Origin of the sequence: Frankia sp. EI5c (genome assembly GCF_001636565.1) — a bacterium.
GTDB lineage: Bacteria > Actinomycetota > Actinomycetes > Frankiales > Frankiaceae > Parafrankia.
In genome coordinates this window covers 65,673-85,879 of the sequence record NZ_LRTK01000038.1, presented here as the reverse complement: position 1 = coordinate 85,879, position 20,207 = coordinate 65,673, and the positions used below count along the sequence as shown (strand labels likewise).

Sequence of the window (20,207 nt, the reverse complement as noted above, 5' to 3'; positions counted from 1 at the left end):
CGGCGCGGGCGCTGAGCGGGCCGCCGCGGCCGGGTCAGTACACGAGAACGGTGGTGCCGACGGCGGCCACACCGGAGGACCACAGCCAGTCCATCGCCGCGTTCGTGACCCGGACACAGCCGTGGGACGCGGCCCGGGCCGGGACCGACGCGTAGCCGTGGATGGCGATGCCGTCGGTGTGGAAGTACTTGGGCCGGTAGAGATCGCCGAGGGTGCCGTGGTCGACCCCGTTGACCTGCCGGTAGATCCGCCAGGTGCCGGGCGGGGTGTCGGCGAGGTACTGGACGCCGTCGTGGTAGTAGATCTCCTCCGTGCCGCTGGAGGCGTTGAGGATGGTCTCCACCCGGCCGTCCCGCACGATCATCAGCAGCTGCCGCGCCTTGTCGACCTCCAGCACCAGCCCCTGGGTGCTGCGGCCCTCCGGCCGCGCCCCACGGGTGATCGCGGCGCGGGTCGCCGGGCCGGCCAGCCCGTCCAGCTCGATCCCGGCGGCCTTCTGCACGGCGAGCACCGCCTGCTGGGTGAGCCGCCCGTAGGTACCGTCCGGAGTGCCCACCCAGTAGCCGGCCGCCGACAGCTGCCGCTGGATCTCCTCGACCAGCGGCCCGGACGCGCCAGGCCGCAGCACCGGGTCGGCGCTCGGTGTCGGCTGGGGCGTGGACGGTAACGACGGCGAGGCCGACGCGGACGGCGAGGGCGGTGATGACGACGCGGACGGTGGGGACGATGTGGACGGTGTGGACGGTGTGGTCGGGCTCGGTGAGCTGACCGGGGCGGTCGANGGCGCGGTGATCGACGGGGCCGGGGCGGGGGCCGACGACACCGAGCCGTCTGACCCGCACCCGACCACCAGCACCGATCCGACCAGCGCGGGAAGAAGAAGGAGCCCGCGGATGGCGCGAAACCCACCTGTGCCAGACATGCCTTCAATGTGCACCCTGACCAGCCCCGACATCCAGCCCGCACCCAGCCGGTCCGGCCGGCCGGCGGGGGCGCGGGGCCCTCAGGGGGTCTGGGGTGCCGGGCAGGCGCACCTGCGACGCGCTGGCGCGCCTGCCCGGCCGGAGGAGCTGACTACCGGGCGCCGAACGGCTGGTTCTGGCCCTGGTCGATACCGATGCGCTCGTTGCCGATGCCGATGCCGCCCTGGGCACCGACGCCGACCAGCTCGCGCAGCCGGTTCTCGACGTACCGCTCGCTGTGGTGGGTCCGGTCCGCGATCCGCGCGACCAGGTCCTGGATTCCGGTCGCGGCGTCGAGGTCCGCCGTGCTGACCTGACCGAACTGGTCAAGCAGACGGTAACGCAGCTGACGCCAGTTCTGGCGAAGCTGCTGCTCCACCCGCTGGCGCTGCTGCTCCTCCTGCTGCTGCTGACTCATCAATCGATTCCTTTCGACATCATTGTCTCCGGACTCGGTACTTGGTGATGCAGGAGGAACGCTACCTCGCCCAGACCTGAAGGCGCCAAGCCCAAAATGGAATCGACCCGATACCCGCGGCCCGTACCGCTTTGCGCTGAACTGGATTTCCACTGCATTCACCCGGTGCGCATCACCGCCACCGTGGGAGGTTTCTCAACCGCCCGCCCCGGGGGTGCCGGCCGAACGCCCGGCCATGGACCGCAGGCGATACAGGGTGTAACGGGTGGAGGCGGTGAACAGGATCACCGACCGAAAGACCGCCGGTTCCACCTGCTTCAGCGGATGCGTCCAGCGCACCGTGACAAATCCGAGCAGGCCCCCTTCGTCGGGCATCGGGATCACCAGCGCGGAGCCGATTTTCAGGTCGCGCACCCGTTCGGTCGGAATGAGTGGCGTGCCGGCCGGATCGGGAACGAAAAGCGGAGTCCGCAACTGGGACAGGGTGCGCAGCGCGGCCTCCTCGTCGGGATTGGCCCGAGCCCCGACCTGCCCCAGCGGCACGGCACCCGGGACGACCGACCAGCCGGCCACGTTGAACACCGTCGCGCCGGGCAACGTCGCCAGCATCACCCCGACGGCGTCCGCGCCGGTGAGGGAGCGGACCACATCGGCGGTGAGGGTGGCCGCGGCGGGCAGGTCGTCGGGGTGCCAGAGCTGGTCGAGGCGGTCGAGCGCGCCGGTGACCTCCTCGTTCAGCAGGCGTTCCCGGCGGGCCTCGCACAACAGCATGATCTGGCTCGCGAGGCGGTGCAGCGCCCTGCGCTGCCCCGGCGCGAGGCGCCGCGGCATCCGGTCGGCGACGCAGAGGGCGCCGAGCGCGTGTCCTTCGGACGTCCGCAGCGGCACCCCGGCCAGGAAGCGCAGCGGCGCGTCCGGGTTGGCCCGGACCACGTGGGCGAAGCGCACGTCCTGGGCGACGTCGGAGATCTCCAGGTACTCGCCGGCCCAGACGGTGTGGGAGGCCAGGCCCACCCGCCCGGCGAGTGTGACGATCTTCAGCCCGTGCCAGGACTTGAACCACTCCCGCTCGGCGTCGACGAACACCACGTGGGCGTAGGTGCAGTCGGCGATCTGGGCGGCCAGGGCGGCGACCTCGTCGAACTCGGGCTCCGGTGGGGTGTCGAGGATCCGGTGGCTGCGCAGCGAGGCGAGGCGGGCCTCCTCGTCCTCCGTTTCCGGAGCCGGCAGCCCACCGGCGGTCCACCGATCCTTGGTCTGCCGCGAGACCTCGCCGTCGTCGACCGCGCCCGCGTCCGCGGCGGCGCGTTCGGAGTCCGCACCCCGCTCCGGTGCGGACCGCTCCTCCGCGGCGGCACCCTCCGCGGCGGCACCCGGCGCGGCGGCACCCGGCGCCGCCGGCCCCGCGACCGCCTCCGCGGCCGCCTCCGGTGTGTCGTCCGTGAACGAGGCGTGATGCGGGGTGGTCCACGCTGGCCCGCGGGCGAGCAGCGGAGTCAGCTGCCGGGCCGGCAGCGGCGGCGACAGCGCGTACCCCTGCAGGACGTCACACCCGAGCTCGGTCAGGATCCGCTGGCTGGCCTCGTCCTCGACGCCCTCACCCACGACCCGCAGCCCGAGGCGGTGCCCCAGGTCCACGACCGACCGGACGATCGCGACGTCCGGCAGGCTGCCCTGGGCGTCGGCGACGAAGCTTCTGTCGATCTTGATTTCGTCGAGGGTGAGCGTCTTGAGGATCTCCATGGAGTTGTAGCCGGTCCCGAAGTCGTCCATCGACAGCTTCACACCGGAGATGCGCAGCTCGGCGAGCATCGCGGCGGCCCGGGCCGGCTGGGAGACGAGCGCGTTCTCGGTGATCTCCAGCGTGAGGATGTCGGGGGGGAGGTCGTAGGCGGCCAGCCGCCCGGCGACGAACTGTGGGAGCTCGTCGACGACCAGCAGCCGGGGCGACAGGTTCGCCGACACCGCCACCCGGAGCCCCTCGCCACGCCAGCGGGCGCACTGACGCAGCGCCTCGTCGAGCTCCCACCAGGTCAGCTCGACGATCAGGGAGGAACGCTCGGCCATCGGCAGGAACGATCCCGGCGGCAGCAGCCCGCGGGCCGGGTGCCGCCAGCGCATCAGCGCCTCGACCCCGGCTGTCCGCCCGGATCTGGCCTCCCNCATCGGCTGGTAGTAGAGCTCCAGCTCGCCCCGGCTGATCGCCGACCGCAGCTGGGCGTGCAGCTCAAGCTCCCAGGGGCGGACAGCGGCCATGCCGGTCGCCCACACCCCGACCCGCTCGCCGCGGCGCCGCGCGTCCGACAGCGCCGCGTCCGCGCAGGACAGCAGATCGACGGTCCGGTCCCCGCAGGAGGGCGCCGCCGCGAGACCCGCCGTCGCCTCCACCTCGAGGTCCACCCCGCTGATCCGCATCCGCCCGTCGACCTGGGCGAGGATGCCGCGGCCGAAGTCGGCGAGTGCGGGGTCGGCCGTCTCCGGTGCGGCGACGTCGTCCCCCGCCACGGGCGCCCCGGGCAACAGCAGCGCGAACTTGTCCCCGCCCAGCCGGGCGGTGAGCAGCGGCGCCGGGCGAACCTGACAGACCCAGCGCGCGAACCTTCGGAGCACCTCGTCGCCGGCTTCGTAGCCGAAGGCGGTGTTGATCTCCTTGAAGTGGTCGAGGTCGACGATGAGCAGCACTGCCTGCCGCCCACCGACCAGCAGGTCGGCCACCAGCGGATCACCCGCCCGCATCAGCCCCACCCGGCTCGCGAGCGCCGTCAGGGCGTCGGTGAGGCACCGGCCCCGGCCCCAGTAGAACGACCTGTAGGCGGAAGGCGCGGCGGCCAGCACCCCGAGCGCGCAGCCGGCCGCCGCGAAGGGGAACTGGGGAAGCCCTCCCTGCAGGGCGAACACACCGACGACGACCGCCGCCACCAGGGCCGCGTGCACCAGCACCGCGACGAGCCGAGACCAGGCGAGGCCCACCTGACCGCCCACCCACGGGAACCAGAACAGCAGGGCCAGCGCGAGCCCGATGGGCTCCGCCCCGGCCAGCGCGACCGCGACCGCGGCGGTCATCACCACCGAACAGGCGAGCGTGAGGCGGCGCAGGGCTGCCGGCGGAGCGACGCACACCAGCACCACGGCCAGCCCGGCCAGCCNGGCGGCCACCGCGACGGCGGCATCAAGGAAACCCGGCGAGCCGGGGATGATCGCCAGAAGCAGCAGGAAAGCCGCCCCACCGAGCTGCGGGACGACGAAGAAGCTGTGGTCACCGGCGCCCACGTCGCGTTGCGCCGCGCCGAACTTCCCCATCGGAACGGGCCCGCCGCCGGAAAGCCGGCCGTCTATCGGTGGACCGCTGCTGATGCGGTCCCACCGACGCCCCGTTCCCGGGCGCATCTCCGTCCACAGCCAGGCCACCGTGTTCCCCTACCCGGAAGTAACCCGGCCGACCGTGAACGCGGGCAGGCACGCCAGAATCCAGTACCGCAGAGCACCAGATCAATTACTGAACGTCACTGATACCGGGCGATCGGGCGGGGGCCAGGCCTCGGCGGCGGTTCTTGGAGTTGTACATCGCGATATCGGCCTGGTGAAGGATCTGTTCGGCGGTCGTGGACGGCTCACGGCCGTCGCTGAGGGCAAGCCCGATGCTGATCTCGATCCGCTCGGGCTCGCCGTCGAGCATGAACGGCCGGTTCATGGCCGCCGTGATGCGGCGCGCGCACTGCTCGCCGGCCGCGTGCGGGTTGGTGGCCGGGTCGGTGTCGGCGAGCAGGACGGCGAACTCGTCGCCGCCGACCCGCGCGGCGAGGTCACCCTGGCGCAGGGCCGCCCGCAGCCGCACCGCGACCGTGCGCAGCAGCTTGTCGCCCGCGGTATGGCCGTGGGTGTCGTTGACGGTCTTGAAGTGGTCGACGTCGCAGAACAGCACCACCACCGGCCGGCCGTCCTGCTGGTGCAGCCCGACCGCCCGTTCGAGTTCGCGGGTGAACAGGGCACGGTTGGCCAGCCCGGTGAGCCCGTCGTGGTCGGCCTGGTGCTGTAGGCGACGGTGCGCGAGCTGCACGTCGCTGACCAGCCGCTGGTTCTCCGTGACGACGATGATCTGACGCAAGGTCACCAGCGAGGCCAGGCAGATCGCCAGGTAGAGCGGGAGACCGCTCAGCGCGCCCTCCCGCAGCGCGGTGGCGAGCACGAGGGCGGCGGCGATGCCGAGCGGCAGATACGGCAGGTAGGCGTGCAGCCACTGCCGGATCTCGCTGCTGGACCGGCCGAACCATCCGGACCGATCAGACCGGCCCGGCCGATCGGACCGGCCCGGCCAGCCCAGCCGACCGAGATCCGGGTTGGTGCTGGGGGCCGGCTGCCGGCCGACCCGCTCGGGGGCGAGCATCGCGAGCGCGACCAGCAGCGGGCCGACCGCCGCGCCGGCCCACAGGGGCATGGTGCTGCGGACCCCCTCCGCGTCGGGGAGGCTGATCTGCACCAGCACCGTCTCGGCCAGGGCGGTCGTGATGAGGCCCGCGCCGAGCAGCGCCAGCGCGCGGCCGTTGCGGGGCTGGCGGAAGGTCGCCACCAGCACCAGGACCACCACGAGCAGCGCCGAGGTGAGCGCGAAGACGACGGCGATGACGAACGACGTCCCGCTCATCGGGCTCCCGACGATGTCCCGCAGCAGGGCATACCAGGCGATCAGGAACATCGAAAGGATGATCATCAGACTGTCCAGCGCGATGACCGTGTGCGAGTACCGCGGCCGAAAGCGGGCGTCCGCCTGCGGCGGAGCTCGGGTGGGCCGGTTGTCGGGGGCGGCCGGCATGCAGATCAGGCCGATGACCGTGAGGACCGGGGCGATCAGGAAGATGCTCTCGACCGGCGTCAGCTTGAGGGTCTCCGGGTTGCCGGAGAGGTACTGGGAGCTCCACTCAAACGCGCCGGGCAGGGTCGAGAGCGGCCCGGCGGCGACCAGCAGCCGCCACCGCCGGTCGACGCCCCGACTGCGCGCGACCCCGACGACCGCGATCACGGTCGCCGCGGTGGCGGCGATGAACAGCGACGTCACCTGAAGCATCAGCCGGGGGCGGCTGTCGAGCGCCACCTGGCCCACCACCGACAGGCCGAGCAGCCCGAGCGCCAACGTGAGCGCCACTCGGAAGACCCGGTCCGTGATGGGTCGGACCCCTCCGGCCCGGGTGCCTTCAACCGGGGGGGTCCTCGCTTCTTTCGCCCTGATGCCGCCGTCTGTCAAGGGCCGGCCTCCTTCACCGCGTACGCCCACAATGACCGCCGGACGAACGGCCCGCACCTCCGACGACCACGCTGCGTGACCGTCCGCGGGTGAGGTTTGGGACCGGCCGCAGAGTGCAGGAAACCCTGGAACGCGCCGTCNGGTACCCGGTCGCCAGATCCGTAACGCGTGCTGAGGAGTTCCTCGTGGACACAAGCCAGCTGCGGAACCTGTACTCCACCCCCGGACGGTTCGTCACGGTGTATGCCAGCGTCGATCCCACCGCGGAGAGCGCGGGGCACCTGTACGAGCTTCGCTGGCAGGACGCTCTCGCGGAGCTGGCGAAGCAGGGCGTCGAAGAGCCCCTGCGGCGGGCCCTGTTCGCCGAGCGGGGCGACCCTCGTGAGGGCGGCACCCGCGTGGTGGTGGCGGCCACCGGCACCGGCCCAGACACCGGCACCGGCAGGGACCGCGGCGCCACGCGCGTGCCGTACGCCCGGTGGCTGCCGGGCCGGGGCGACATCGACCTGGTGGCCGTCGGCTCCCTGCCGAACCTGCTGCCCGTGATCGACTGGATGGACCGACGGGTCGCACACGTGGTGGCGCTGGTCGACCGCCTCGGTGTCGATGTGCTGGCCTACACCGACCAGCCGCTGCCCGTGAACGGCGTCTCGCGGGACGTCACCCCCGCCCCCTGGCACAAGACCGGGGCCGGCGGATGGGCGCAGAAGCGCTACGAGAGCCGCGTCGAGGAGAACTGGAAGCAGGGCGCGAAGCAGAGCGCGGCGCTGATCAATCAGGCGGCCCGTGACATCACGGCCGAGGTGGTGATCCTCGCCGGGGACCCGAAGGCGCTCCCGCTGGTGCGGGCGGAACTGCCGATCGAGATCGCCTCCCGGGTGGAGGTCGTCCAGGGCAGCCGGGCACGGGACGGCTCGGACGAGCACCTCGCCAGCCAGATCAACGCCGTGCTCGCCGAGTGGAACGAGCGCCGCGCCACCGATCTGCTGGCGCGGTTCGAGCGCTACCGGAGCCGGGCACGCGCGCTGGCGGGAGCTGGTCCGGCTGACGACGCGGCGGCGGCCGCGGCGGGTGGCGCCGTGGCACTCGACGCAGCGGACGGGCCGGCGCAGACGGCGGCCGCGCTGCGGCGCTCCCAGGTGAGCCACCTGCTGCTCGCACAGGGCGTTCGCGCCGACACCCCGGCCTGGATCGGGCCCGGCGTCACCGAGGTCGCGCTCGACCCGGCCGATCTGCCCGGCGCGGGTCTGCCGGGAGCGGCCCGGCCGGTGCCGGCGGGACTCGTCGACGCACTGATCCGAGCCGCGCTGGGCACCGGAGCGGAGATCCACTGCGTGCCGGCCACGGCTGCGGAATGCCCCACGAGCGGGGTGGGCGCACTGCTCCGCTACCCAGCACCCACCTCGTCCTGACACCAGCACCCACCTCGTCCTGACAAAGGAGGGTCCGAGATGCGCGGTTCCGAACGTCTCCTCGACCGGCTGGAACGGGAACGGCGGCTGGACGCGCCTGCCGAGCGCGTCGGGGCCTTCTGGACGGCGGTTCTCCGGTCGGAGCGGTTGCGCGACATCCTGAGCGGCCGGCAGCTCGGGCATCCGCTGCATCCCGCCGCCGTCATCGTCCCGGCGGGCTCGCTGCTGAGCGCGACGGTGCTGGACGTCACCGCCGGGGCCGGTTTCCGGCCGGCCGCCCGGCGGCTCATCGGGTTCGGCCTGCTGACGGCCCCGCCGGCCGCGCTGGCCGGCTGGTCGGACTGGGCCGACACCCGCGGCGCCGAGCGCCGGGTCGGGCTGGTGCACGCCGCGGCCAACGTCGCGGGTCTCGCCGCCTACGCGCTCTCGTGGTCGCAGCGACGCCGCGGCGAGCGCGGGCTCACCGCCGGCCTCGCGGGGGCGGTCGCTCTCGGCGCCGGCGGCTGGCTGGGCGGCCATCTCGCCTATGCGCTCGGGGTGGGGGTCGACACCACCGCGTTCCAGCGGGGGCCGTCCGAATGGACGGACGTGCTGGGCGCCGACGAGGTCACAACCGGCCTGCACCGGGTGGAGGTCGAGGGAGTCCCGGTGCTGCTGACCAGGGTCGACGGGCGGATCGTCGCCCTGGGCGAACACTGCACGCACCGCGGCGGCCCGCTGAGCGGCGGTGACCGCCGTGGGGACTGCGTCCGGTGCCCCTGGCACGGAAGTCTCTTCGAGCTGGCCACCGGTGAGATCCGGCTGGGCCCGGCGACCCGTCCGCAGCCCGTCTACGAGGTCCGCGAAGTCGCCGGGCGGGTGGAGATCCGCCGGCCGGAGGTCCGGGCGCTGCGCGCCGCCCCCGCCGAGCCGTCACCGGGCCTGGACGGAGAACGCGCGGCCCCGACCGAGGACCAACTGGCCTCCGTCTGGAAGTTCGAGACGAGAGAGCACGTGTGAACGCCGCCCCGGCGACAGACGGGAGAGCTGATGGCAGGCAAGAAGCAGCAGGCGAAGCGGGCCCGCTCCGCGGTCCCCGCGACGGTGGCGCGGTCGGACGACAAGGCCGTCCGGACGTGGAAGAAGACCCACGACTCGGCGGTGGAGACCTACGGCGAGGGCCAGCGCGCGCATCGCGCCGCCTTCGCGTCGCTCAAGCACACTCACGAGAAGGTGGGTGACCACTGGCAGCCGAAGGCGAGTGCCGGCCCGTCGGACAGCCAGGCGGCGAAGCGTGCCCCGGATTCACTGCGCAACCCGGCCGAGACGGCTGAGGGCGTCGATGCCAACGCCTCGGTGGCACATCTGCGGGAGGTCGCCCGGAAGCTGGACATCGCCGGGCGGTCGACGATGCGCAAGGCCGACCTGGTCAACGCCATCAAGAAGGCCAACCGGAAGGCCACGGCCGCGGCCCGCCGCACCGGATCCCGGCGCACCTGATCCCGGTGCGCCAGCAGGCGGTCCCAGCTCGCGATCCGCCGCGAGCCGGCCACAGGCTGGACGTCCCGCGCGGCCCGGCGAAGGTCTGTGCGCCGGGTGACGGTGTGCCCGCGATCACACGCCGCGGCTGAGGAACGCTGCTGCCATGCGATGGAGCAGCGACAACGACTACGCGATCGACGAGACCATCATCACCGTGGATGGCGGCCGCAACGCCCGCGTGCTGCGGGTCAGCCGTAACGGACTCGTCGTCGGAGACTTCGCGTCCTGGGGTGACCTGCTGGCCGATGTCGACCTCGGGCTGGTCATCCGGGAGGAGCCCGAGGTGCCCGGCCCGCCGCGCCGGACGCCGGCGGGCATCGGCCACGACGGGCGGCTGACGCTCCCCCCGGAGCACCGGGCACCCTGACCCACCTGGCGCGGCCGGCCGGGCGCACCCGCCTCCGGCCGGCCACGCCGCGCCGCCCGCGCCGCCCGCACCGCGATTCCATTCCACGATCCGCTGATTCCGATTCCGCGATATCGGCCGGGGTTTCACCGGCGCCGGCCGGGAACAGGCGACATGTCGATCGGTGCACGTCACGCGGAAGCCGGAGCGCGCTCATGGGTAACACACACGAGGTGGAACGCAAGTTCGACGTCGACCGCACGTTCGTGCTGCCGGCGCTCACCCGCGTACCCGGCGTCAGCTCGGTCTCCGGCGTGGAGGAACGCCACCTCGACGCGGTCTACTACGACACCGATGATCTGCGGCTCGCCCGCAACCGCCTGACGCTGCGCCGCCGCGAGGGCGGCCACGACCAGGGCTGGCATCTCAAGCTGCCGGCCGGGGACGGCGAACGCGACGAGATCCAGCGCCCGCCCGGTGAGCCGGGAACCATCCCCGACGAGTTCCTCGACCTGCTGGCGGCGCACCTGCGCGGCCGCGCCCTGCGGCCGGTGGCCCAGCTGTCCACCATCCGCCGCGCGCGGCTGCTGCGCGACGCCGACGGCACCGATCTGATCGAGATCGCGGACGACATCGTCAAGGCCCGGACCATGGGAGCGGCGACGGTGGTGACCACCTGGCGCGAGGTGGAGCTCGAAGCCGTGGGCGACGCCGGGGCAGCCGTCCTCCCGGCCGCCGGGCGGGCACTTCGCACCGCCGGGGCGCGTCCGTCCCGGGCTCCGTCCAAACTGGTGCGCGCGCTGGCGGCCGACAGCGGTCTTTCCGGTGTCGACCTCTCCGGGGCCGACCTGCCCGGCCTCTCCGGGGCGGATCGGCCCGACGGTGCCCCGTCCGGAACGCGCCCGACGGGGGCGCACCCGACGGGGGCGCACCCGACGGGGAGCGGCTCGGCCGGCGAGGTCATCCACCGCTACCTGGCCGAGCAGGCGGCCCGGCTGCTCACCGAGGACCCGCGGGTCCGCCTGGACGCGCCCGAGGCGGTGCACGACATGCGCGTGGCGGCCAGGCGGCTGCGCAGCACGGTGCAGACGTTCCGCCCGCTGTTCGACCCGGAGCGGGCGGAACGGATCCGGGTCGGGCTGACGGAGCTCGGTGAGGTTCTCGGGGTCCCGCGCGACGCCGAGGTGCAGCTCGCGCGGTTCCGGCAGGCGCTCGACGCCCAGCCGCCGCAGGACGTCCTCGGTCCCGTCCGGGCCAGAACGGAGCAGGCGCTGGTCGGGGAACGGCTGCGCGGTCTCGAGGCCGCCCACGCCTACCTGCGCGGCGAGCGGTACCTGATGCTCGTCGGGGAGCTGCTGGACTTCGTCGCGGACGCCGGGCAGACGCCGCCGGCCCGGCGCCCGGCGTCCAAGGTGCTGCCCCGGCTGGTCCACCGGGCCGACCGGCGGCTGACCCGGCGGGTCGACCGGGCCGGCCGCGCGCCGGCTGGCCAGCCCCGCGACACCGCGCACCACGAGGCCCGCAAGGCCGCCAAGCGGCTGCGCTACGCCTGTGAGGCGGTCACCCCGGTCCACGGCTCGGACGCGGCCCGGCTGGGCGCGCGGGCGAAGTACGCCCAGACCCTGCTCGGTGAGCATCAGGACTGTGTGGTGGCCCGGCAACGCCTGCGGGAGTGGGCCGTCGCCGCGAATCTCGCGGGAGAGTCGTCCTACACCTACGGCCTGTTGACCGGGCAGGAGAAGGCGCGCGCCGAACGGACGCTGGCCGAGTTCACCGCCCGCTGGCCGAAGCTCGCCCGCGGGCGGTACCGGCGGTGGCTGCGCGGCTGAGGTGCGGCGATGCGGACGGACTCGACCCGCGCGCGGCCCGTGGGTGAGACTCTCCGCATGACCTCAGTTACCGACGGCAATACCGCGGGCGGTCCGGAGAGCGGCCCTTCCGCCGACGTACTCGCCGGCCAGGCCGCCTACAACCGGTGGGTGCTGGCCGCCTACGACATCGGAGTCCTCGGGATCTCCAATCGCTTCCTGTGGCGCTGCCCGACCCCGCGGCTGCGCCGGCTGTACGACGCGCATGCCAGCGACCGGCACCTCGACATCGGAGTCGGCACCGGCTATTACCTCGACAAGGCGCGCTGGCCCACCCCGAACCCGGCCGTGACGCTGGTGGACCTCAACCAGAACGCCCTGCGGACCGCCGCGGCCAGAATCAGCAGGTACGCCCCGCGGACCGCGGTCCGCAACGCACTCGAACCGGTGGGGGAACTGCCCGGCGCCCCGTTCGACTCGGTCGGCGTGAACTACCTGCTGCACTGCATGCCGGGCGAGCTCGCGACCAAGACGGGCCAGTTGCTGACGGCGATCCGGCCCGCCCTGGCACCGCAGGCGGTGCTCTTCGGCTCCACCATCCTCGCCGCCGCCGCGCGCCAGTCCGCAGCGGCGGGGGCGCTGATGCGCCTTTACAACCGAAAGGGCATCTTTCACAACCTCGACGACCACGCGGAAGCACTCGACCGGGCACTCGGCGCGGCCTTCGCCAAACACCAGATCGAGCTCATCGGCGGCGTGGCCACGTTCGTCGCCTTCAACCCCAACCCGCCCGACCAGACCTGACCGGTCAGACCGGCCGGTCAGACCGGCCGGTCGAGCAGCTCAACAGCTGGTGGCCGCGAGCAGGTCGAGCGGCACGCTGTCCGCCATCTTCTGGTAGCCGGCGAGGCTGGGGTGCAGGTTGTCCGGCGAGGCGTAGGCGGGCAGCAGCTGGGACGGATGCGCGGGATCCCGCAGCGCTGCGTCGAAATCGACCACGCCGTCGGCGAGCCGCTGGTCCCGGATCCAACTGTTGATCTGCTGCCGGTAGTTCTCGCTGTTCGGCGCCAGGAAGGTTCCGTCCACGATGGCGTTGGCCGCGGGTGTGATCGTCCCCAGCCAGATCCGGAGACCGGCGCCGCGCGCCTGCGCGATCAGCTGCGTGTAGGCGTCGGTGATCTGCCCGGGCGTGACGCCGTTGCCGAGGCCCAGATCGTTGATGCCCTCAAGCACCAGGACTCCGGCGACGGCGGGAATGTCCAACGCGTCAGCCCTGAAACGCGACAGGCCGGTCGGCCCACCGATGCCGACCACCGGCAGTGTTCCGAGCAGCTGGTTCGAGCCGATACCGGCGTTGACCACCGAGATCGCCAGCCCGGCCTGACTCACCCTGCGCTGCAGGTGATCCGGGTAGCGGCCGTTCCGGTCCGCCGCGTTCCTGTCCGCCGGGATGCTGACGGAACTTCCGCCGACGAAACCGTCCGTGATGGAGTCCCCGAACGCCACCACGGTGCGCGCTTTGGCCAGCACATCGAGGCCGTCGACATAGAACCAGCTCAGCGTTTTCTGGGTGAACCGGGCGTCGCTGGTCTGGGTCGAGAGGTCACCGGCGCCGGGCCAGGTGTAGTAGGAGGTCGCGTTGGCGTTCCAGTGCCTGGTCGGCGGACTGACCGTGGACGGCAGGTACATGCTGATCGCCAGCGGCGTGAACGCGCCGAAGGTCAACGCGATCGGGTCGCTGACGACGTCCTGCCCCGCCGGCACCGTGACGGAGGTGGCGCCGCCGAAGGTCGCCGTGACCGGGGTCTCCACCACGGCACCGCTGCGCTGACGCGCCGCCGTGACATGGGCGAAGGTCAGCGGCGCACTGCCGAAGCGGTTACTCAGGCGCACCCGGGCGGACGAGCCGCCCACATGCGGTGTGATCACCATTCGCAGCGTCTGCCGATACAGCCGCTCGGGAATGACCCCGAGGGACGGGTCGACGAACGACGAGCCGTCGGTGGGGCTGGCGGTCCAGCTGGCCACCCACCGCTCGGTCGCGCAGGTGTTCGTCTCCGCACCGGCCGGCGCGGCACCGACGACCGCGGAAACGACCGCCAGGCCCGTGCCGGCCACCGCTAACATCACGGCGGCCAGACATCTCGCCACCTTCCCCGTCCACATTTCGATACCCCTGCCCCACACTCACCCGCAACAGCTGACCGCTGGCGGTGGACGCCTTTTCCGGCGCCCGACGGTGACACACCTGGTCCGCCGCTGCCAGCGTTGCGGGAGAAGTGCGGCCGGCCGCCGGCGGGAATCCGGTGACCTTCATTTCCGGTATCCCTTTTTCGGCCGGCGGATTCGGTACCGAGCCGCCGCCTCTCCGTGTTCGGTTGTTTCATCAGGCCGGCTGTAGCCGGGCGCCGAAAACCTCGTCCACCGCCCGCGACCGAAGATCCTCCAGGTCCTCCGCCTGCTGCCGGGCCCGGTCGAGCAGGTGATCGAAAAGCTCGGTCCGAGGGCGGAGGCGGTCGTCCCGCGGCGCCACGGTCCGCAGGGTCCGCCACAGCCGCGACTTGCCGTTCACGCCGAGCCACAGCGACTCCAGCTCGATCACCGAGCTCATCGGCGACCGCCGCAGCAGCCGGTTGTTCAGTTTGAGCCGGCCCGCCTTCTCGGCGAGCCGCCCGAGCAACATCTTGTGGCGCCTTCGGGGTACCTCCAGAATCTCCATGATTTCCAGCAGAGTCGACCTGTCCTGCTCGATCGCGTCGGCTATCCGCGCGAGCACCGGGCCGGACGGGGTGCCCTGATGCACCCGGGCGATCCGGGAGGCGAGGTCCGCCCCGGCTGCCGCGCCGGCCAGATGGTCGTTGAGATAGGTGCCGAGCAGGCGCGGATCCGATTCGTTGGTCACGTCACCCATGCCATCGGGCTGCCCGCTGGCCACCGACCCAAGCCACCCGGTGGTGGCGCAGCACCCACGCTCAGGCGGTCGCGTCCCAGGTGAGCGGAGTGAGGTCGACCGCCGCGGTCGCGGTCGGCCGGTCGAGGGCGGTGACCGTCGCCCAGCCCTGCCGAAGCAGGGCGACGTCGGTGCCGGGGACGGACTCCTCGGCTACCTCCCTGAAAGTGGTGGTGAGGTAGCCGCGTCCCCGTTCACCGATCCGGGCCTGCACCGCGCCGTAGGTGGCCAGGGCCGCGGGTCGCAGCCCACGCAGACGGTCGGGCGGCAGATCCGGCACGTTCACGTTGAGCATCACCGGCGGCCCGCGGTGGGCCAGCAGCCATCCGATGGCACGGCCCGCGGCCAGCGCCGAGGACTCCCACTGGGCCGGCTCCGCCGCGGCGCACGAGACCGCCAGCGCGGGCAGCCCATGGGTGACGGCGGTCAGCGCGGCCCCGACCGTGCCGGAATGCAGCACGGCCTGGCCGGTGTTCGGCCCGTGGTTGACACCCGACAGCACGAGGTCGGGCACCGGGCCGAAAGCACCCCGAACGCCGACGAAGACGATCAGAGCCGGGGAGGCCCGGACAGCCAACGCCGTCGTGACACCCGGAACTCCGCCGAACGGAAGTTCCGCCACGAGCAGGCGGCCCTCGGCTTCCAGCGCCGAGAGGGCGGCGCTGCTGCCGCTGCGCTCACCGTCCGGCGCCGCCACCGTCACCTCGACACCACAGGCGACCGCGGCCTGGACGAGGGCCCGCAGGCCGAGGCTGTCGACGCCGTCGTCGTTTGTGATCAGCGCGTGCATCAGCGCGCGGCACCCGCGCCGGCCGGGCGGATGTCCACCCGGGCCGCCAGGCGTTCGATCAGCTCCCGTTCACCGGTGGCGAGCCCGTGCCGGGTCGTGTTCAGCGCGCCCGCCGCGGCCCCGAGCCGCAGGGCGTGGTCGAGATCCGCGCCGCGCGCCAGTCCGGCCGCGACACCCGCCGTCATCGAGTCGCCGGCGCCGCGGTGGTCGAGCATGGTGAACCGGGGCGTGCGGATCTCGGCGGCGCGGTCGCCGACCCGGAGCAGCGCCGGCTGCTCCGCACGCGACACGATCACCGCCTCGGCGCCCGAGCGGACCAGCTCCGCCGTGACCGCCCGCAGCTCGGCCGGGTCATCGGACCTGGCATGCCCATCCCGGATGAGATCGTCGTGGCTGACCTTGAGCAGGCTGACGCCGCCGGCCAGCGCCGCTGTCAGGCACTCCCCCGACAGGTCCGCCACCACCTGGGTCCCCGCGCCGCGGAGGTCCGCCGCCAGCCGGCGGTAGGTGTCGGCGGGCAGCACGCCCGCACCGTCCGGGCCGCCGAGAACCGCCACTCCGGCGTCGAGCCCTTCCACCAGCGCCGTGTTGTACAGCCCGTCGAGCTCGTGGCGGGTCAGCGGCGGCGCCGGAACCGTCGCCACGACGTCCCGCCGCCCGCCGCGCCGGTCATGTACGTAACCGCCGTTGTCGCCGTCCATCGCGACCGGCCGCACGGCGGTTCCGCTGCGCCGGACCAGCATCGCGAGCACCGCGCCCGTCTCGCCGCCGAACGGGGCGCACAGCCGGGCCTCGATGCCCAGGACCGTCAGCAGGTGCGCGATCCAGACTCCCTGGCCGCCGGCATGCAGGTGGAGGTCACTGCTGCCGTCCGGGCACGTCTCGATCGTCACCGTCAGCAGCGGCGACGGAGCGAACACCATGACCCGCGGCGGCGGAGCCGGTTCCCCGACGGGTGGCGTCACGCCCAGCAGGGATGTCGTCACACCAGGACGGTGCCCGCACCCCGGAAGTACCACACCCCTCGCGGGAGCCGGGGCTCAGCGGCCGCCGGCGGCTGGGCGTCAGCAGTCGATCGAGTGCCTGGCCAGTTCCGCGCGGAGCACCGTGAGGGTCGGGTTGTCCGGCCAGCTGCGGTCATCCTCGACCTCGTGCCGGGCGCCACGGGCGTCGCGGATCTCGTCCACGTCGAAGGTGGCGAGGAGTCCGCCCTTGGCGGAGCGCACGTCGTTCTCGAGCTCGACGTCGCAGGTCTGCGGGTCGGCGTCGGTGTTCACCAGGATGTGGGCGTCATAGGCGACGAGACGGGTCTTCCCGCTCTTGCGCTCCCTGTCCGCCGAGACCTCGACCTTGCCGTAGCCGTGGGCTCGGAGCTTCTCCGCGAACCTGTCCGCGTCCTTCTTGGAACCGCAGGCGGTCAGGCCGGCCGCTGCCACGGCGATCAGCGCGAGGATGAGGGCTGCCCGGCCCCTGACGATTGGTGTCCGCCGCCTGGCCATGATCTGCGCGCCTGCTTTCCTGGAGGAAGGGTCGACACAGATTGCACCGTTCACCCGGTACAGACACCTATGTGTCACCTACCGAACAGTGCGGGTACCCCGCCCCCCGATACGGATCCACGAGAAATCGGCTAGGCGCTCGGGATGGGGTATCCGGGCCGCCGTGCCGAGCCCCAGACCGACGACCGTGGCGGCCCGGGACGGCGGCGTCGGCACGGCCACCTCTCGCAGCAGGGCGCGGGCCGTGGCGACGGCGAGGGCCAGATACGCGGCTCCGTGCCGAGCCGCGATCGCGGACTCCGCGGCCGCTCCGTCCCGCTCGGAGTGGGGCGGCGCCGATGTCTCCACCGCGAGGTGCGGGGTGATGGCCGGGTGTGTGGCCAGCGCCTGGACCAGTGCGTGGGCCAGCGCGCTCACCCCTGGCCGGAGCTGGTCAAGAAGCCTTACCGCCTCCTCGGTACCACCACCGCCGCCGACCACCGCGGTGACGAACCACTGCTGGGTTTCGGCGATGGGCAGGCTGGTGGTCAGGCCGCCCGGCACCCCGGGCAGTTCGACCTCGTCGACGGCCAGCTCCAGGGCACCGAGCACCCGCTCGGGGAGCAGCTGCCCGAGTCCGCGCAGCGCGCTCAACGTGCTCGACGCGCTCGGCCCGCCCGTCTGCGCGGGCAGCGCGGGTGGGCCGGAGACGAAGTACGGCCCCGGGGCGGGCTGCGGCCGGGCGACCGGAACGGGTGCCACGAACGGGAGACCGCCCCGCCCGGGCGCGATCGGGCGCTCGCCCGGTGCCACGGGAACACCGAGTCGCCCCAGCTGGGCGGCCGGCTCGGGCGGGATGCGCGCGATCAACGTCGGCAGCACACCCGCGACCGCGGCCGCGAGCTCGTCCAGGACGTCAGCCGGCACCGCCGCCGGCTGGCCCTCGATGCCGTTCGGGTCCCGCATCCCGCCTCCTCGTGGTCACCCCGGGCCGGTGGCGGCCACCGCCGTACCGGTGTCGCCGCGGCGGTGTCGCCGCAGCGGCTGGATCATCGTTCGACGACTCTTCCACCCACGTCCGACAGAACGCGTCCACCCACGTCCGACAGAACGCGCTCGACGAACGCGAGCGGTCCGAGGGGTGACTGCCGGCGGGTGCGCCGATCGGGCCCGGTCGCCGCCCGGGCACGATCGACCGCGGGCCGGCGAGGGCTAGGGTTGTAAAGAGCCCTGACGGGTCTCGCTGGTGTTCGCAGTCGCGTAAGGGTGTGGTGGAACGGTGCCGACGGACTGGCGTGGTTGGGCCGCCAAGGCTGCTGACGACGCGATCGAGCGTGCTGCCGCCGGAGCCCCCGCCGGTAAGCCGGTGGTCTGCGCGTCCGGCATCAGCCCGTCCGGGCCCGTCCACCTGGGCAACCTGCGCGAGATCATCGTGCCGCACCTGGTCGCCGAGGAGATCAAGTCCCGCGGGGTGCCCTGCGAGCACATCCTGTCCTGGGACGACTACGACCGGCTGCGCAAGGTGCCGGCGGGCGTCCCCGCGGACTTCGCCGAGCACATCGGCCAGCCGCTGACCGCGGTGCCCGACCCCTGGGGCGAGTATCCGAACTGGGCGGAGCGTTTCAAGACCCCGTTCCGCGCGGCTCTGCGCCAGCTCGGAATAGAGATCCGCGAAATCAGCCAGACCGAGATGTACACCTCCGGGGCATACACCGCCGGAATCACCAAAGCGATCAACGAGGCCGCCCGGATCGACGCGATCCTCGACCGGTACCGCACCCTGCGCCCGGCCGGAGACACCACCGCCGGAGCCGGCGGCGCCGGAGCCGGCGCCGCCACCGCGCCCGACGAGACCGACGCCTCCGAGGCCAGCGGTGCGGCGGAGGAGAACGAGGATGCGGGCGGCGCGGCCGGCATCGGCTACTTCCCGTTCCGGCCCTACTGCGGCGACTGCGGGCGGGACACCACCGCCGTCACCGCCTACGACGCGCCGCTGGGTGCCGGCCAGTACGCCTGCCACGCCTGCGGCAACAAGGGCGCCTTCTCGGTCACCGGCCCGACCACCGGAAAGCTGGTCTGGAAGATCGACTGGCCGATGCGGTGGGCCTACGAGAACGTCGCGTTCGAAGCCGGCGGGGTGGACCACTCCTCCCCCGGTTCCAGCTTCACCGTCGGCAGCCAGATCGTCCGGGAGATCTTCGGCGGTCAGCCGCCCGTCTACCTGCCGTATTCGTTCGTCGGGGCACGCGGCGCCGCCAAGCTCAGCGGCTCACGGGGCGGCGCGCCCACCCCCGCCGACGCGCTGCGCGTGCTTGAGCCCGGAATCCTGCGCTGGATCTATGCCCGGCGCCGGCCCAACCAGGCGATCACCGTCGACTTCGGGCCCGACGTGCTCCGGATCTACGACGAGTGGGACGCGCTGAACCGCCGGGTCGACGAGGGCACCGCCGAACCGGCCGACGTCCACGTCGTCGAGCGGTCCCGGCGCACCGTCGACCACGGCGAGGTCGCCCGGCCGGCGAAGACCTTCCCGTTCCGGCTGCTGTCCTCGATCTGCGACATCACGGCCGACGACGAGTCACAGATGCTGCGCATCGTGCGCCAGGTGCGCGGCGGGCAGGACGAGATCACGCTCGACGACCTGCAGCCCAGGGCCGACTGCGCCCGCGGCTGGACCCGCGAGCACGTCCCGGCCGAGCAGCGCACCATCGTCCGCGACACACCGGACAGGGACCTGCTGGCGTCGCTGTCCGCCGACGAGGCGAAGGCGGTGGCCATTCTCGTCGACGGCCTGGCCGCGCACTGGTCGCTGGAAGGACTGACCACGCTGGTCTACGCGGTGCCGAAGCTGCTGCGCGGCCTGCCCGCCGACGCTCCCGCCAACGCCGAGCTCAAGCAGGCGCAGCGGGCGTTCTTCGTACTCGTCTACCGCCTGCTGATCGGCAAGGACACCGGGCCGCGCCTGCCCACCCTGCTGCTGGCCGTCGGCGAGCCCCGCATCCGCACCCTGCTCACCGACGCCTGAGCGGGCGAGCTCAGGCTGCCCGACGACCTCGACGAGCTCGACGTCGAGGCGGCGTGGGGCTGACCGCACCTGAGGGCCCCGCGTGACGGACCAGCACGCGGGGTCACCGCCAGGCAGAACACCGGCCGCACCGACACCTGCCGCAGAGCTGCCAGTGGTGGGTTGAACAGCGGCTCAGCGATGGGGTGGAACAGCGGCGCCGTGCGCCGCCGACCAATCCCGACGACTTCCCCATGTCAAAAAACGTTCGGGCTGCTT

Annotated in this window: 17 protein-coding genes and 1 pseudogene; 7 read left to right on the top strand and 11 right to left on the bottom strand. The window is 72.9% G+C overall.

Translation table 11 applies throughout. From position 1 onward, the window contains the following. Positions 1 to 34: 34 nt before the first annotated feature. From UG55_RS18125 to UG55_RS18110, 5 genes and pseudogenes are all read right to left on the bottom strand, one after another. Entirely contained in the window at positions 35 to 628 is a 594-nt protein-coding gene (locus UG55_RS18125; RefSeq protein ID WP_242424704.1) for a L,D-transpeptidase family protein, read from the bottom strand. Positions 629 to 1,074: 446 nt separating this feature from the next. Then, on the bottom strand, positions 1,075 to 1,380 hold the full coding sequence (locus tag UG55_RS18120; protein WP_066070454.1) for a hypothetical protein: 306 nt from the start codon (positions 1,378 to 1,380) through the stop codon (positions 1,075 to 1,077). 195 nt (positions 1,381 to 1,575) lie between these two features. Next, positions 1,576 to 3,542 (bottom strand): annotated as a pseudogene (locus UG55_RS38485) (EAL domain-containing protein); the annotation flags it as partial. 1 nt (position 3,543) lies between these two features. After that, positions 3,544 to 4,443 (bottom strand): GGDEF domain-containing protein (locus UG55_RS45500; RefSeq protein WP_255360499.1); only part of this gene is annotated, 900 nt, incomplete at its 3' end. A gap of 430 nt (positions 4,444 to 4,873) precedes the next feature. After that, the gene (locus UG55_RS18110; protein WP_066070448.1) at positions 4,874 to 6,520 is read right to left on the bottom strand and encodes a GGDEF domain-containing protein; all 1,647 of its coding nucleotides are present in this window, start codon (positions 6,518 to 6,520) and stop codon (positions 4,874 to 4,876) included. A gap of 284 nt (positions 6,521 to 6,804) precedes the next feature. Between UG55_RS18110 and UG55_RS18105 the strand changes: the two genes are divergently transcribed. The 6 genes from UG55_RS18105 (at position 6,805) to UG55_RS18080 (ending at position 12,510) form a co-directional block, all read left to right on the top strand. Further along, positions 6,805 to 8,031 (top strand): Vms1/Ankzf1 family peptidyl-tRNA hydrolase, encoded by a 1,227-nt coding sequence (locus UG55_RS18105; RefSeq protein ID WP_066070546.1) that lies wholly within the window; start codon positions 6,805 to 6,807, stop codon positions 8,029 to 8,031. Between the two features lie 39 nt (positions 8,032 to 8,070). Next, positions 8,071 to 9,030 carry a Rieske (2Fe-2S) protein gene (locus UG55_RS18100; protein ID WP_083986943.1) on the top strand — a complete coding sequence of 320 codons (960 nt, stop codon included), beginning with the start codon at positions 8,071 to 8,073 and terminating at the stop codon, positions 9,028 to 9,030. Between the two features lie 30 nt (positions 9,031 to 9,060). Then, positions 9,061 to 9,510 (top strand): ChaB family protein, encoded by a 450-nt coding sequence (locus UG55_RS18095; RefSeq protein WP_066070445.1) that lies wholly within the window; start codon positions 9,061 to 9,063, stop codon positions 9,508 to 9,510. 145 nt (positions 9,511 to 9,655) lie between these two features. Beyond that, a complete protein-coding gene (locus UG55_RS18090) occupies positions 9,656 to 9,919 on the top strand; it encodes a hypothetical protein (protein WP_199865181.1) in 264 nt (87 codons plus the stop codon). 194 nt (positions 9,920 to 10,113) lie between these two features. After that, positions 10,114 to 11,727, top strand: coding sequence for a CYTH and CHAD domain-containing protein (locus tag UG55_RS18085; RefSeq protein ID WP_066070441.1), 1,614 nt, complete (start codon positions 10,114 to 10,116; stop codon positions 11,725 to 11,727). A 57-nt stretch (positions 11,728 to 11,784) separates the two neighbouring features. Then, positions 11,785 to 12,510: a class I SAM-dependent methyltransferase gene (locus UG55_RS18080; RefSeq protein WP_066070543.1), complete on the top strand. Its 726-nt coding sequence runs from the start codon at positions 11,785 to 11,787 to the stop codon at positions 12,508 to 12,510. Positions 12,511 to 12,549: 39 nt separating this feature from the next. On the opposite strand, the gene UG55_RS18075 is transcribed toward UG55_RS18080, so the two are convergent. From UG55_RS18075 to UG55_RS18050, 6 genes are all read right to left on the bottom strand, one after another. Beyond that, the gene (locus UG55_RS18075) at positions 12,550 to 13,833 is read right to left on the bottom strand and encodes a GDSL-type esterase/lipase family protein (RefSeq protein WP_242424703.1); all 1,284 of its coding nucleotides are present in this window, start codon (positions 13,831 to 13,833) and stop codon (positions 12,550 to 12,552) included. Between the two features lie 259 nt (positions 13,834 to 14,092). Next, a complete protein-coding gene (locus UG55_RS18070; RefSeq protein ID WP_066070435.1) occupies positions 14,093 to 14,617 on the bottom strand; it encodes a hypothetical protein in 525 nt (174 codons plus the stop codon). Between the two features lie 61 nt (positions 14,618 to 14,678). Then, on the bottom strand, positions 14,679 to 15,446 hold the full coding sequence (gene surE, locus UG55_RS18065; protein ID WP_066070432.1) for a 5'/3'-nucleotidase SurE: 768 nt from the start codon (positions 15,444 to 15,446) through the stop codon (positions 14,679 to 14,681). Further along, positions 15,446 to 16,369, bottom strand: a complete 924-nt coding sequence (locus UG55_RS18060) for a PfkB family carbohydrate kinase (RefSeq protein ID WP_066070540.1) — start codon at positions 16,367 to 16,369, stop codon at positions 15,446 to 15,448. The genes surE and UG55_RS18060 overlap by 1 nt, the downstream gene beginning before the upstream one ends. Before the next feature lie 141 nt (positions 16,370 to 16,510). Next, positions 16,511 to 16,945: a hypothetical protein gene (locus tag UG55_RS18055; protein WP_066070430.1), complete on the bottom strand. Its 435-nt coding sequence runs from the start codon at positions 16,943 to 16,945 to the stop codon at positions 16,511 to 16,513. Positions 16,946 to 17,023: 78 nt separating this feature from the next. Next, entirely contained in the window at positions 17,024 to 17,890 is an 867-nt protein-coding gene (locus UG55_RS18050; protein WP_066070428.1) for a hypothetical protein, read from the bottom strand. A gap of 313 nt (positions 17,891 to 18,203) precedes the next feature. On the opposite strand from UG55_RS18050, the gene lysS reads away from it, so the two are divergent. Continuing rightward, complete coding sequence (lysS, locus tag UG55_RS18045) at positions 18,204 to 19,949, top strand: lysine--tRNA ligase (RefSeq protein WP_066070425.1); 1,746 nt, start codon at positions 18,204 to 18,206, stop codon at positions 19,947 to 19,949. Positions 19,950 to 20,207 lie beyond the last annotated feature (258 nt).